The sequence below is a fragment of the Pseudoalteromonas issachenkonii genome (genome assembly GCF_002310795.1).
GTDB lineage: Bacteria > Pseudomonadota > Gammaproteobacteria > Enterobacterales > Alteromonadaceae > Pseudoalteromonas > Pseudoalteromonas tetraodonis.
Genome location: NZ_CP011030.1, coordinates 355,718 through 370,512 on the forward strand (window position 1 = coordinate 355,718; position 14,795 = coordinate 370,512).

Below are 14,795 nucleotides of genomic sequence, written 5' to 3' on the forward strand. Positions count from 1 at the left end.
TCGTTTATTGCCAAAATTATTTGTTCAGTATCGCATAATACGCTGCAATATTAATCCTTGATCATCGAAAAAATCCTTAGTTATAGACGATTAATTATTGCCAAGCTTGTGATAGAATCCTTGCCTAATTTTTTAACACAGTAAGATCACGCATATAATGACCGCATCTTCACTTAATTCACGAGAAAAACGCGCTGCCGTATCGTTAGCGAGTGTGTTTGCATTTAGAATGCTCGGCTTGTTTATGCTGATGCCTGTTTTAGCTATTTATGGTCAAGAGCTTGAAGGCTTTTCACCTATCTGGATTGGTTTTGCAATTGGTGCGTATGGTTTAACTCAGGCCGTATTACAAATCCCAATGGGGAGACTTTCCGATAAAATAGGTCGTAAAAAAGTCATAGTCGGTGGTTTGGCGGTGTTTGCTTTAGGTTCGGTAATTGCCGCTTTGGCAGAGTCTATTCAAATGGTGACGGTAGGGCGTGCGTTACAAGGCATGGGAGCTATAGCCAGCGCATTATTAGCGTTTGCATCAGATTTAAGCCGTGATGAACAGCGCCCCAAAGTTATGGCGGTGATTGGCATGAGCATCGGCATGAGCTTTGCGTTTGCGATGTTATTAGGGCCGATAGTGGCAGCTTCATGGGGCATTGCAGGCGTATTTTGGCTAACGGCTATTTTGGCTGTGTGTGGTATTTTTATAGTCACTATGCTCGTTCCCAGTGCAATAAATAAAGCCCCTAAAGGCGATACGCTTGCCAGTTTTAGTGACATCAAAAAATTGATTAAACACCCACAGCTGGCACGTTTAAATGCAGGCGTATTATTGCTGCATCTAACATTAACGACTATTTTTGTAGTATTACCAAGCCAATTAATTAAAGATGGCTTAGTAGCCGAAAACCATTGGCAGCTTTATATTCCGGTTTTATTTTTGGCGTTTTTTTTAATGGTGCCCGTGATGATAGTGGCAATTAAAAAAGAGAAAGAAAAACAAGCCTTTATTGGTTCTGTTATGGTTTTAATAGTCAGCATGTTAAGTATGTCTATGTGGGCAAACAGCGTTGTTGGTATTGCGGTTTGTATGCTGTTATATTTTGTTGCGTTTAACTTTTTAGAAGCCACTATGCCGGCTCTTGTGTCGCGTATTGCTCCAGCAAGCCAAAAAGGCTCAGCCATGGGGGGGTATTCATCGAGCCAGTTTTTAGGCGCTTTTTTAGGCGGCATGCTTGGCGGGTATGTAGCACAAACAACTAGTACGCAAGCTGTGTTTGCGGCGGCGGCACTTGTTGGGGTAATATGGCTTATTATTGCGTGGAAAATGCAAGTCCCACCGAAAAGCAAAGTTATTAGTTTAATGACCCAATTAGATTCTGAAGAGCAGGCACAAACACTGGCTTCTCAGTTAGTTGCTTTACCCGGCGTAATAGAAGCAACCGTAGTTCGCGATGAAAGTCGTAGCTACTTAAAGATTAATGATAAAGAATTTGACCTAGACCAAGCCCGAAGAGTGGCTGGTTTAATCTAACGTTTATAGGAGATGGTTCCATGGCACGCGGTGTGAACAAAGTAATTTTGGTTGGTAATTTAGGGCAAGATCCTGAAGTTCGTTACATGCCTAATGGTAATGGTGTAGCAAATATTACCTTAGCAACTTCAGATAGCTATAAAGATAAAAACACTGGCCAAATGGTTGATAAAACTGAGTGGCACCGTGTGGTATTTTTTGGCAAGTTAGCTGAAATTGTGGGTGAATACTGCCGCAAGGGATCACAAATTTACGTAGAAGGTAAACTTCAAACCCGTAAATGGACTGATCAACAAGGCCAAGAAAAATACACCACAGAAATCGTTGTCGATGGCTTTACGGGTCAAATGCAAATGCTAGGTGCACGCGGTGGCGACCAACAAAGTGGTGGCTATCAAGGTAACCAAGGTGGTCAACAAATTAGTGGCTATCAAGGAAACCAAGGCGGGCAACAAAGCGGTGGTTATGGTCAAAATAACCAAGGCCAAAATAGCCAGCAAGGCAGTTATGCTCCACAGCAGCAATCTGCACCTGCTCAGCAGCCAGCACCGCAGCAAAACAACCAATACCAGCCACAGCAGCAAGGTGGTTTTGCACCACAACAAAATAGTGCACCACAACAGCAAGGCGGGTTTGCACCTAAGCCACAAAATGCACCGCAAGGTGGCGCATCAAACCCTATGGAACCAACAATCGACTTTGATGACGATATCCCGTTCTAATTTCTGATAAAACTGTTTTTGTAGATTTAAAATAGTTAAGAATCCCATAGCTCCTTATAAATATTAGCTTTCGCTATTTTTATAATGAAAAATGGGATTTTTTTTGTATATTAAAAAGTTGCCAATCGACTAAGTTATGCTAATATAAATTTTGTATGGTATAGGAGTGGTCGATGCGAGTTACAGACGAAATACTTTCAGATGGAGAGCGAAGGCCTCTTATCATTCACGATGACGGAACAGTCGATTTCTGGTCAACGCTTTACGTTACAGTAGAACTGCGTGCAGACGGTAAGCAAAACACGATAAAAAAAGAGTTATACAACATTGTCCTTTTGCATAAATGGCAGCACTCTACAGGGAGAAACCTACTCGCAGAATTCCGTAGACAAAAACTCCTAGATAAAGAAACTATACAGTCCATCAAGAATTTTTGTCGATTGTCAGCTAAGCAACAAAATCGCAAAACTGAAAAAGTAGTTCACTTTACACGTCTCGCTAGATCCGAATCACCGCTCAGTGTTGTTGATAAAAATTATCAACATCAGCGTATGACAGGCATTAATCGATATTTAAAGTTTTGTGCTTGGGAAATTTGCAAATTTAAACCCAATGCTAGTGACTTAGTGGAGCGAATCGATAAGATGGAGGCGCTTTTCAAAAGCCACTACCCAAAAGGACTGAGCAACCTCTCAAAGGTAACGCATGCAGAGGCCGCTGTTTTTGAAAAATTTCGACAAGTAATAAGAACTGATCACCCTGACAATCCATTTAAAAATTTTGATACACGATTGCGTAACTATCTGTTACTCGAGGTCTTATACTGGACTGGCTGTCGGCCATCAGAAGTTTTGTCATTAACACTCGACGACATTAATCATGACATAGAGATCCCGCAGTTGAAGTTCAAAAGGCGGCATGACGACCCAAGTGATCCTAGAAAAGTCCAGCCAACTCTTAAAACACAGGAACGCGATATTGAAATTCCCCCGGCCTTATACACAGATCTTGAGTATTACATCAGAAAAGTTAGACCAGCTTATAAATTAGCTAAGAGCCATCCATACATTTTTGTATCCCATAAGGGTGAAAGCTCTGGTTCTGCGATGAGTGACAAAAACTTTTCCTCGGGAGTAATAACGCCACTAAAACGCGTAGATGAAAGCTTTACAAATATTCAACGTAGAGGCTTCCGAATCTATTTCAACGAACGCTTTTCAGATCGCATTGATGAACATAACTCAAAAATATCACAGCAAATTCAAGAGGCTGAGTCGCGAGGTGAGGTCGAGACAGTAAAACGCTTGCGTCAACAGATAATTAAAGATGGGCACGAGATCGATACTCGGATGAGACTTATGGGACACTCAGATCCTAAAAGTGCTCGACCTTATTTGGATCGGCGTGTTACGAAGATCGCAAACAAAATCCACAAGCAAATGATGCATGAAACAAGCGCAACAGTTAAGGACATAGTAAATGCTAGACAAAAAGGTTAGCTTCCCCCTCGCCGAAGAAAAAAAAAGAACGAGTAAGATGGGATACGACTTTGATGTAACCCAGAGGACTTGGAAACTTGACACCTCGATCACTCTAAACTGGGGGCTTCTTCCTAACGAGTGTGTTTTGAGCTTTGTAGTTGGTTACAAAGAGCAAATGGCAGACTATGCATGTGAATTATCAGCAAGCAGCTGTTCGATTATTTTTAATGAAATACTCGCGATGCTTCGCAAAACTAAAAGCGCCGTCTTAGACCTCAGCACAGTCCAAAACTATTTAGGACAGCTAGATTCCACCAACGAATATAAACTCGGCGCGATAAGAGCCTTTTTGCTGAATTGGCATGATAAAGAAATTAATGGCATTGACGATAAACTCGCACCTTGGCTAGAGCAAATAACATTAAAAGGTATGGAGAAAGGTGTCCCAGTTGCCAAAGGTTGTCCCCACACTGGCGCATACAGTTTGCAAGAACAACAAGCGATACTTTTTTGGGGAGTGAATGCCTTTTTTGACGATCGGATGTCGCTTCGTGATTACACATGGCTTTTGTTAAATGTGTACCTAGGTGCTAGGCCAACTCAGTTTTGTCAGCTCATAGCTGGCGACCTAATAAAAATATCGAAAAATGGTACCACAGAGTACAAGTTAAACCTTCCGCAAGCCAAAAAGAACGGATCTACAAACTTTAGGGAGGTAATGAAAGAATGTGATATTGATGAAGATCTGGCGCTATTGTTTAGTAATCAAGCTAGTCGAACTTTGGAAATGATAGAGGCGCAACTAGGCAAACTGCCAGAAGAGCTAAGAGCAAAGATGCCATTGTTCGGTTTTCCAAAAGCAATTAAAAACCTATCCTCTGTAAGCGAACTTATTGAAGTAATGAACAAAACCCCAGATGCAATTCACTTGCCACGAAATGGTGCTACAAAAATTCTATTTCAAATTAGCAAAAAATGCATGGCCAAATCTGAGCGTTTAGATGGAGAGTTTGTCCACTTAACAGCAAGACGATTTCGCTACACAATGGGAACAAATGCAGCTCGCAGAGGGCTTAGTGCTTTCGCAATTGCTAAAATATTAGGGCACGGCGACATTCAAAATGTGAAAGTTTATACCGAGAACGTTAAGGAACTGACCGAGGAGATAAACGAGGCACTTGCGCCAGTATTAGCGCCATTAGCTCAAGCATTTGCAGGGACACTGATTGCAAATGAGGCCGAAGCGCTGAGGGCAAATGATCCTCACTCACGCATTCGCAATCAAGAAGGAGGTGGCGTTGGCAACTGCGGTACTTATGGTTTTTGCGCGAAAGGCGGTAGAGCATGCTACACATGTGTAAAGTTCCAGCCTTGGATTACTGGTCGCCATCAAGTTATGTTGAATGGAGTGTTAGAAGAACGTAAAAGGCTTAGCGAGAGAGGGGCTAGTAAATTTGTTATTCAATCGACTGATAGACTTGTGCTAGCTATCACCGAAGTTATACAACTCTGCGCCGAAGTTGAACCAAACGGAGTAGTCGGTGATGAGTAATGTAATCAAGATTTGGGAAGCCAAACAACAGCAGGATGGTAAGAAGAACCTTGAAGAATTTGTAAGGTTTGCAAAGGACGACTTGACGATTTATCAAGACCAAGGGTGGGACGTTGAAAAATGGAAGCCTAACAAAGGACAAACACTCGTTTTTGGCTTTCAAGCGGGTAACTATGCGTCAATTGAACCATTTGATAAGCCCTTTATGACCTTTGCTAAAGCGTTTATAAGGCAGCAGATGACTATCAAGGAGATCTCTTCCGCCCATTTGTGGATTGCAACGCTTCGTAAACTGTATCAAGTACTGCAAGAACAATATGTCGATTTGCCACCATGCATACTGAATGTTAATAACCAAACGATTAAGGGCGTTGAGCAAAAAATTAGAGACGATAATGTTGTTCCAATGCGTAAATATCATCTTGGCGGCAAGCTACAAGCACTTGTAACCTGGCTTTTAAAAAATAAAATTTTGCTAACGTTGCCAATATACAAGAGTCCATTCAAGAAACCTGCCAATACATCAGAGCAATTAGGGGAGGAAGGCGATAAGTTTCGAGAAGAACGCTGTCCCTCAATGCATGAAATGCTCTGTTTAGCCGATTGCTTCGCTAGAGCTAAAACTGTTGCAGATAAATACTATACAAGTGCATTAGTCTTACTTTGTTTTGCGCCCGCCAGATTTAATGAACTTGGAGGGCTTACCATTCATTCACTTCAGCAAGGCGATGAGGGTGATTGGTATGTAGTTTGGTTCGGTTCTAAAGAGTACCGTGATCACCGCAAGGGTGTGCCATCGTTAATGTTAGACACTGTCAAGTCAGCTTTTAAGAGATTAACTGATATAAGCGAACCCGCTAGAAAGGCTGCAAAGTGGGCGCATGATCATCCAGAAACTTTCTTTCGTCACAAACACTGCAAGACAGCGCCGAAGCATTTAGAGGATGCGCAGCTGTCACATAGTGAGTTTGCTTATGCAATGAATGTAGTTGGATCATTGCATCATACTGATAAAGATAAGTTAAACACCCCCACAAAATGGATTAATCAGCTTTTAGAAGATAATAGTTTAACCTATCGACGCCTGAATTCACTTGTGCACGAGAAGTACAAGAAAAAGGGATGGCCAAATAACCCTAAAAGTGACAGGCCTATTTGGGAAAACCTTTTACTTATTCGAGACCTTGAACTTAAACCAGCTTCGGCAACGAAGGATTTTAGTTGGGTGATGCCTTCCGTTGATACATTTAACGTTCAGACTACTCGAAAAGATAAAAAAATGAGTAATCTTTGGGAGCGATTTGAAATGATCAATGAAAATGGCAAGCCGTTATCATTAACGACTCATCAGTTCCGAGTTTGGTTAAATACTCATGCAAAAATAGGTGGTGTTGATGACTGGAAAATTGCGCAATGGTCTGGTAGGGCCGATTTAACGCAGAACGTTGCATATGATTTGAGAACCCTTGAACAAAAGGATCTTCTAAAAACAGAACTCATGGTAGCGAGCTATGAAGACAGCCCTAGTGCATTAGTGTTGCGAAAAGCAAGGTTACCCGTGCCGTTAAAATCTATTGGAGTTGATCGAGAAGGTGTCGCTGATTTTACTGGTATCGGATTTTGCGTTCATGATTTTGCTAGAACACCCTGTACTAAAGCTGGGGAGTGTGTGACCTGCAAAGAACATGTTTGTATAAAAGGTATACCAGAAACCCTTGAGGAGTTGGAGTTATTAGAAACAAATATAGCGGCTCAATTAGACCATGCGTTGAAGGAGGCAGCTGATGACACATTCGGTGCCGATCGTTGGGTAACACATTTGGGTTGGAAATTAGCGCATATTCGCACGCTTATTAAAACTAAAACAGATGATAATGTATTAGATGGGACCGTCATCAGAATTCCTGTGGAGCATGATCCATCACCAACTCGTTTAGCTTTAGCAGACAAGGGACTAAATACTGATCTTGATGGGAAACAATCTGAGAAAAAGGAAGATAAACTTTCCTCTAATATTAGTATGAGACAGCTTTTGGGGTTCAGCTAATGCCAAAAATAGTTATCAGTGACGATGTCCACAAATCGATACTTACTTTGCTTTCCTCGTGGAAAGGCAAGCTAACATGGAAACTGTTGTGCGAACGAATTACTAGAGAGTTAGGGCTAGAAAAAGAAGTGTCAAGGCATACTTTGTTGGCCTACAAAGACATAGAGATCGCATTCAATACCCGCAAAGCCATGTTGAAAGAAGCTCCTCAAAAGTATCATGGAACTGAAGATGATCAGCTAAAAAACGCATATAAGCGAATAGACGAGTTGGAAACAAACAACAAAAGGCTGCATAGCGAAGTTAGTGCTATGCGAGAACAAATTATTAGATGGATGTACAACCTTTATCAAATGGGGCACAACATGGATGAGATGAACGCAAAAATCCCAGAGAATGTTGACATTGAAGAGCTAAAAGACAGAGCATTGCCACGTAATGTAGATCCTGAAAGTTTAAACCGACCATTACCAAAGATAACACGAGCAGATGATAGAAAACGTAAACGAAGTCGCGACGATTAAGCTTAATTAGGCCGCAAATTGAAACTCTCTAGATGTTGTGGACTTAAAGGAATTAGTTTAAAGCGGCGTATATAAAACGACCGTTTAATTGGCGCACGATATTCAAAGCAAGCTATACCTTGCTGTTTAGTCGTTAGCTCTACTTAGAGCTGATAAAGAAGTTAAATATACGATCAGAATGAAGGCTTAATTCTAGTATTAAGATCAGAATAAAGGCTTCATCATGATCTTTCTTTACGAACTCGTCGAAGTAAATCTGACAAAGTCATTTCGACCGTTTAATTGGCGCACGATATTCAAAGCCAGTTATACCTTGCTGTTTAGCCGTTAGCTCTACTTAGAGCTGATAAAGAAGTTAAATATACGATCAGGATGAAGGCTTAATTCTAGTATTAAGATCAGAATCAAGGCTTCATCATGATCTTTCTTTACGAACTCGTCGAAGTAAATCTGACAAAGTCATTTCGACCGTTCAATTGGCGCACGATATTCAAAGCCAGCTATACCTTGCTGTTTAGTCGTTAGCTCTACTTAGAGCTGAAAAAGAAGTTAAATGTACGATCAGAATGAAGGCTTAATTCTAGTATTAAGATCAGAATCAAGGCTTCATCATGATCTTTCTTTACGAACTCGTCGAAGTAAATCTGGCAAAGCCATTTCGACCGTTTGTTTTACGCCTCCATTGCTTCATCGAAACTAATAAATAATATTGATTTAATGTAAAGTAGCTCGTAAAGTTATCTATGTAAATAAAACGTACCTTTTATTCTGGTGGTGGTTATGAAAATTGGCTATGCAAGGGTCAGTACAGATGAACAATCCGATGATCCGCAATTGGATGCATTGAATGAAGCTGGGTGCGAGCGAATATTTCGTGAAAAAATAAGTAGTAAGTCAAAGCTCCGTCCTGAACTTGCACGTATGAACGATACATTACGCTCTGGCGATATCGTTGTGGTTGAACGTCTTGATAGGCTTGGTCGTAGTCTAAAAGACCTAATTGAGCTTTTAGATGGCTTTAAATCGCAGCAGGTGAAGTTTATAAGTCTAAATGAGAGCATTGACACCACGACTGCCGTTGGTGAGTTAGCGTTTAATATGATCGGTTCTATTGCACAATTTGAACGCCGATTGATTTCCGAAAGAACAAAAGCAGGTTTAGATGCAGCAAGAGCTAGAGGTCGTAAAGGTGGGCGTCGGGTAAAACTATCGCCGTCAGATATTAAAAAAGCACAGGCAATGCTACTTGACCCTACCGTCACAAAAAGCGAAGTCGCAGAGCATTTTGGTGTGAGCCGGCCAACGCTTAATAAATCCCTGAGCACTGCACCTCCTCCTCAAGAACGCTCGTTATTTGAAAAGTGAACCTAATTACTTTTCAAAGGATAATTTTTAGGGCAAAGTTAGTTAACTTTGTTACTCAGTAGTATTAACAATTAATTGGGTTATTGACATAGATGTTTGAACAAACTTTTAAAAATATTGACGACATACTTCACAAGGACGCTGGCTGTTCAAGCGAACTAGATTATACAGAGCAAACATCATGGATGCTGTTCTTAAAGTATTTGGATGACTTAGAATTTGCCAAGTCGCAAGAAGCTGAATTAATGGAGCAGGAATATAGCTACATCATTGACGAAGCGCACCGCTGGAGCAAGTGGGCAGCACCTAAAAAAGTCGATGGCAGCTTTGATCATGACAATGCTTTAACCGGTGATGACTTGATGGAATATGTCGACGGCGAATTATTCCCTTACCTTAAAGGTTTTAAGCAACGGGCAGAAAGCCCCAATACCATTGAATATAAAATTGGTGAAATCTTTGGCGAGATAAAAAACAAAATTCAAAGTGGTTACTCGCTGCGTGATGCGCTGGAAAAAGTCGACGAGCTGCAATTTCGCTCTCAAGAAGCCAAGCACGAGTTATCACACCTGTATGAAGTGAAAATTAAAAATATGGGTAATGCTGGGCGTAACGGCGGTGAATACTATATAATGTCATCTACGTTTTTATCGAGCAAATGCCACCTAAAAACCGCCGCCTAAACTGTTACCTATATTTGGCTAAGAACTACCGTTAATATCATCTCAGTAAATCACTTTTCGAGTACGTTGAAGAATTAGCGGATCTCCCTTGCTAAAATTGAGGCTGCCTTTAACAATACTTCTCGCTCCTCAGATATTTCTTCCAACCTAGATTCCAGCTTTTTCATTAAGAACTTACTCTTTGAGTTGTTTTTCTCCTCCCTTTTTAACTTTATCCACCGATACAGAGTGCTTGAGGAAATACCCAGTTCTCTAGCTACTTCAGGAACTCTTTGTTCACGGTTCATTATTTTTTTAATCGCCAGATCTTTTGTATCTTGCGCATATGGCTTATTCACAGAGTGTTACTCATTATTAAACTTAGTATTCCTAAGTATACATGATAGGATAAAACTTAGAGAATCTAAGTATTATAAATTTACTTATGAATATTCATTGGAATTCATTAACCCATTGCCATACAGGCTTAAAGAAGCTCGGCTACGATCAAAACTTTCTCAGAAGTCGCTGGGAATTAAGATTGGTCTTGAGCCCAGTTCGGCGAGTGGACGTATGAACCATTATGAAAAAGGTAGGCATACTCCGGATTTACAAACTTTAAAACGAATAGCTGAAGAGCTGGATGTGCCGCTTAATTATTTCTTTTGCGAAACGGAGGAAATGGCCAATTTTGTGGTTATGTTGCATCAATTACCAAAAGAAAAAAGAGATAAGATCCTTGCAATAATGAGTGAAGAAATTGACTCGAAAGTCTAATCTAGTTTAGCGTTGCCCGCGCATCACTCATTCAAATACATTTCCGCCATATCATCTAATTTGGCTTTTACTTCTTTCCAATTCGGCATTACTTGGGTTAACAAACGCCAGAATCTTTCGCTGTGATTGTGCTCAGCTATATGGCAAAGCTCATGTAATATCACGTAATCAATGCATTCTTTAGGCGCTTTAACAAGGTGAGGATTGAGCATCAGGTTGCCTTTGGTTGAGCAGCTTCCCCATTGCTTTTTCATTGCCATCACACGAAAAGATGGAACGCCTGTTACCCAAGTAGCTTTCGGAAGTAATTCAGCTAGTCGCTCGTGGAAAATGGCTTTTGCTTTGTGTTGATACCATTTGTCGATTAGCGGTTTAATTTTCACCAACCGAACATCAATGTTTTTACTTACTTCATGCTTGATTGTGACGTTCAATTTGCCACGGCTTAGCTTTACGTTAGGTACTTGCACGGCATCAACAATTACCTTGAGTACATAGCGCTTACCTAAGTAAAACTGGGTTTCGCCACTCACGTAGCGCTTAGGTAAGACCGTAGTTTTTTGCTTAGCAAATTCATCAATGCTTTGCCAAATCCATCTTGCACGCTTATGCATAGCATCTTGAATCGCATCATCACTTGCATCATGTGGCACTGTAGCCACAACACGCTGATCAGGGTGAACCTTAATAATTACCTTGCGTGCTGTTTTTCTAGCATTATCAGCAGGCTTGGTTTTACGAATAACATCATAGTGAATGGTGTCGTTACCATAGGTAAAAACACCTCGCTCACTGGTTGTTGTTCTGATCTCAGCAGCAACGACTTGTTTACTCACTCTCTTTAGCCCCTTGCTAAGCCTAGTCGAGTGATCTTGAGCACTTCTTCAATCAACTTTTGAGCGTTATCAAGGCCAAGATCAGCAAATAACATAGGTAATAACTTCATGTGGATTGCATTTTCAATTTCCGCATGATTAATGGAATACTCAGCAACAGCCGTATTGACTACATCATCAATACTAAATGCCAAGGCAACCAACTTATCATTGTCCAATGATTTTTCATTTAAGAAGTTAGCATCAAATAGGTGCTTGAATAAGCCAAAGTAAGCTTGGGCATGTTTATTCAACTTGCCTGAGTCATCCACAAACTCATCAGGCATATCTACAATCTGTCGCTCTTTTACTTCCTGTTCAAAATCCGCGAAGAGGATGTATTGCTTAACAGGCGCATCAAACATTGCTTTGGCATCTTCAATCGCCTTTTTAAGCATATTAGAGAAATATTCTTGAGCATAAGGATCATCAGCTAAGTCTTGCTCGATCATCTTAGTGATTCGGCCTGTAATTTTGTCCGTTTGGTTACGAGCTTCGTCATCGCTCATATCCTGTGGCTTAACGTCTTTTCCTAAGTTACCAACTAAATAGGCACCATCAGGCTCTTTTACTTCAATACCAGCAATGTGCTTGTCTAGAAGGCTGCGAATATCTTCAGCATATTCATCGTAATTAATGGTTTCGTCAGCATCTTCACGCACTTGTTTACGTAAATCGACAAAGGCTTTTAGGTCACGTTTGTACAAGTCACGTTTGTTATCTAATGACTTATCTTCAAAGTAGGTTGCTGATTGCAATGCTACTTTCATACAGTTTGAAAATGCGGTCAGTACCGAATAAAAGTCATCACGCTTTTTAAGATTGGTATCGACAAGCTTGCCATCGACATCTTGCACCTTTGGTGCTAACGCTTGGCGAAGTGCTGGACCATCTTGCTTGTTTTTAACACCTTCAAATATCGCCCACAAATCAATGTGCAGCCCCGGAAGCTTTTTGTATTCCGTATCCATTCGGTTATACAAACCTTTTAGGTCATCAATATCAAAGCCGCCTTGGGTACGTTCTGCAAGGTCTTGATACTTTTCAATGGTGGTATCAAGCTCTTTTAAAATGCCTCGGTAATCGATTAAGTAACCGAACTGCTTTTTACTGTGCAGTCGGTTAACACGGGCGATAGCTTGTATTAGGTTATGCTCTTTTAGAGGCTTATCGATATAAAGTACAGTGTTCTTTGGCTCGTCAAAGCCTGTCAGAAGCTTATCTACAACGATCATGATATCTGGGCCATCATCTCTGCCGTAGTCTTCAATAATGGCTTTGGTGTAGGCTTTTTCATCCATTTTATTAACATTAGCCTTCCACCAATTTTGCACGATATCTTTACTCTCTTGATCAACAGCTTCGTGACCCTCACGAGTATCTGGAGCCGACATCGCCACAACGGATGTTACCGTACCAATTTTGTCCAATGCCTTCTTATAACGAATTGCAGAGGCTTTGGAATCACAAGCTAGCTGACCTTTTAAGCCCTGCTGTTTAAAGTTCTGGAAGTGGTCCGCAATATCGTATGCGATTAATTCAATGCGACCTTCGGTTTGGTAGATCTGACCTTTTTGAGAAAACTTCTTCTTTAAATCCGTTTTTTGCTTATCAGTTAATTTACTGGTACTGCGTTCAAACCATGCATCAATAGCTTTATCGTTAACGTTCAGCTCTGGAATGCGTTCTTCGTATAACAGAGGGGTAACAGTTTTATCTTCAACCGCTTGCTGCATGGTGTAAGAGTGAATGATCTTACCGAATTTGTTTTCGGTCTTATCGTCTTTTAACAGTGGCGTACCTGTAAAAGCAATATAGGCCGCTTTAGGCAGCGTCTGCTGCATACGGATATTATTTTCACCGTTCTGACTACGGTGGCCTTCATCCACTAAAACGATAATATTAGGACTGTCGTTGTAGCATTCTTTGTATTTAATCGCTGAGCCAAACTTATTAATGATCGAGAAGATAACTCGCTCATTCCCTTTACCGATTTGTTCAGCTAAACGCTTACCTGTAGTCGCCATTGCATCTTTTTTATCTCGGTCAGTTAATACACCGCCAGATGCAAAGGTACGGCTTAATTGATCTTCCAAGTCCACACGGTCTGTCACTATGATCACTCGGCATTGCGCCAATTCTTCTAGCCAAATAAGTGCTTTGGATAAAAACACCATAGTAAAAGACTTACCGCTACCTGTGGTGTGCCAAATAACACCGCCTTCACGAGCACCTGAATCATCAAACGTGTTAATTCGTTCAATAAGAGCTTTTATGCCAAATACTTGTTGATATCGAGCGACAATCTTTCCAGCTTTTTTATCAAACAAGGTAAACAGGCGAGTCATATCAAGCAAGCGCTCAGGGCGGAGTAAGCTGACTATAAGCCTATCTTGGTCGGTAACAGTTAAGTCGCCTGCTGCAAGCAATGAAAGGTAGTCATCTTTCGCTTTGACAGGGCGATGATTAAACAGCTTATTTAATTGTTCATCGCTAAGTTTATGATTTTTTAACCTGACAAATTCCGCTTCAAGTATTTGCTCCTCTTTCCACTTCGCCCAAAACTTATCTATTGTGCCGCAGGTAGCGTACAGACCTTCATGCCCATTTATCGCTAAGAGCAATTGGCTAAATGCATACAAGTGAGGAATTTCAGCCTGACCTTGATTGCGAATGTGCTGAGAAATCGCTTCAGCGTTGGTCGATTTACCTTCTTTATTTGAATCTGGCCGTTTCGCCTCAATCACTACTAATGGTAAGCCATTCACAAAGCACACAATATCGGGAATGCGATTGCCAGTGCCTTCGGCATTTTGAACCACTAACTCTTCAGTAAAATGGAATTGGTTATTATCAATATTATGCCAATCAATGAGTTTAATGGTGGGCGAGGCTTTTTTGCCATCTATGAATTCGGTAACGCTCACGCCATACATAAGCGCATTGTAGATTTTCTCATTAGCTGCTTTTAAACCTAAGTTCATAGCAGGGTTTAGTTCATGCATGACTTTATCAATAGCAGCTTCTGATAGTGTATGTTGCTTACCTGCAAATGAGAACGTCTGTTTCGCTAAGAAGGCACGCATTACAGGGAGTAAAATAACTTGATGGGTGCTTTTCTTTTCAATTGCAAGAGTGTTGCCACGTAGCGCTTCGCATTCACTTGGTGGAATAAAGGTGTAACCCAAGTTGGTTAACAATGTCAGTGCGGGTATTTTTGCGCTGAATTCTTCTTGAAATTTAACCGTTGTCATTGTGTTTAATC

12 protein-coding genes are annotated in these 14,795 nt (G+C 40.9%); 9 read left to right on the forward strand and 3 right to left on the reverse strand.

Annotation, left to right across the window (positions count from 1 at the left end; all coding sequences use genetic code 11):
* Nucleotides 1–157: 157 nt before the first annotated feature.
* The 8 genes from PISS_RS01615 (at nt 158) to PISS_RS01650 (ending at nt 9,899) form a co-directional block, all read left to right on the forward strand.
* Entirely contained in the window at nt 158–1,525 is a 1,368-nt protein-coding gene (locus PISS_RS01615; RefSeq protein WP_024602150.1) for an MFS transporter, read from the forward strand.
* A gap of 20 nt (nt 1,526–1,545) precedes the next feature.
* A complete protein-coding gene (ssb, locus tag PISS_RS01620) occupies nt 1,546–2,247 on the forward strand; it encodes a single-stranded DNA-binding protein (RefSeq protein WP_058154070.1) in 702 nt (233 codons plus the stop codon).
* Nucleotides 2,248–2,420: 173 nt separating this feature from the next.
* The gene (locus tag PISS_RS01625; protein WP_058154071.1) at nt 2,421–3,746 is read left to right on the forward strand and encodes a site-specific integrase; all 1,326 of its coding nucleotides are present in this window, start codon (nt 2,421–2,423) and stop codon (nt 3,744–3,746) included.
* Nucleotides 3,727–5,280 carry a site-specific integrase gene (locus tag PISS_RS01630; RefSeq protein WP_058154072.1) on the forward strand — a complete coding sequence of 518 codons (1,554 nt, stop codon included), beginning with the start codon at nt 3,727–3,729 and terminating at the stop codon, nt 5,278–5,280. Before PISS_RS01625 ends, PISS_RS01630 begins: the two co-directional genes overlap by 20 nt.
* On the forward strand, nt 5,273–7,327 hold the full coding sequence (locus tag PISS_RS01635; RefSeq protein WP_096040823.1) for a hypothetical protein: 2,055 nt from the start codon (nt 5,273–5,275) through the stop codon (nt 7,325–7,327). The genes PISS_RS01630 and PISS_RS01635 overlap by 8 nt, the downstream gene beginning before the upstream one ends.
* An 86-nt stretch (nt 7,328–7,413) precedes the next feature.
* Nucleotides 7,414–7,851, forward strand: a complete 438-nt coding sequence (locus PISS_RS01640; protein WP_232311329.1) for a hypothetical protein — start codon at nt 7,414–7,416, stop codon at nt 7,849–7,851.
* Nucleotides 7,852–8,631: 780 nt separating this feature from the next.
* Nucleotides 8,632–9,216: a recombinase family protein gene (locus PISS_RS01645; RefSeq protein ID WP_058154076.1), complete on the forward strand. Its 585-nt coding sequence runs from the start codon at nt 8,632–8,634 to the stop codon at nt 9,214–9,216.
* Nucleotides 9,217–9,308: 92 nt separating this feature from the next.
* A complete protein-coding gene (locus tag PISS_RS01650; RefSeq protein ID WP_232311330.1) occupies nt 9,309–9,899 on the forward strand; it encodes a type I restriction-modification system subunit M N-terminal domain-containing protein in 591 nt (196 codons plus the stop codon).
* Nucleotides 9,900–9,973: 74 nt separating this feature from the next.
* On the opposite strand, the gene PISS_RS01655 is transcribed toward PISS_RS01650, so the two are convergent.
* Nucleotides 9,974–10,237: a transposase gene (locus tag PISS_RS01655; RefSeq protein ID WP_058154077.1), complete on the reverse strand. Its 264-nt coding sequence runs from the start codon at nt 10,235–10,237 to the stop codon at nt 9,974–9,976.
* A 97-nt stretch (nt 10,238–10,334) separates the two neighbouring features.
* On the opposite strand from PISS_RS01655, the gene PISS_RS01660 reads away from it, so the two are divergent.
* Complete coding sequence (locus PISS_RS01660; RefSeq protein ID WP_058154078.1) at nt 10,335–10,655, forward strand: helix-turn-helix domain-containing protein; 321 nt, start codon at nt 10,335–10,337, stop codon at nt 10,653–10,655.
* Between the two features lie 23 nt (nt 10,656–10,678).
* Here PISS_RS01660 and PISS_RS01665 read toward each other — a convergent pair whose 3' ends face one another.
* Together PISS_RS01665 and PISS_RS01670 are read right to left on the reverse strand one after the other, a co-directional pair.
* On the reverse strand, nt 10,679–11,491 hold the full coding sequence (locus PISS_RS01665) for a M48 family metallopeptidase (protein WP_083494645.1): 813 nt from the start codon (nt 11,489–11,491) through the stop codon (nt 10,679–10,681).
* A gap of 5 nt (nt 11,492–11,496) precedes the next feature.
* Nucleotides 11,497–14,784, reverse strand: a complete 3,288-nt coding sequence (locus PISS_RS01670; RefSeq protein ID WP_058154079.1) for a type I restriction endonuclease subunit R — start codon at nt 14,782–14,784, stop codon at nt 11,497–11,499.
* Between the last annotated feature and the right edge of the window lie 11 nt (nt 14,785–14,795).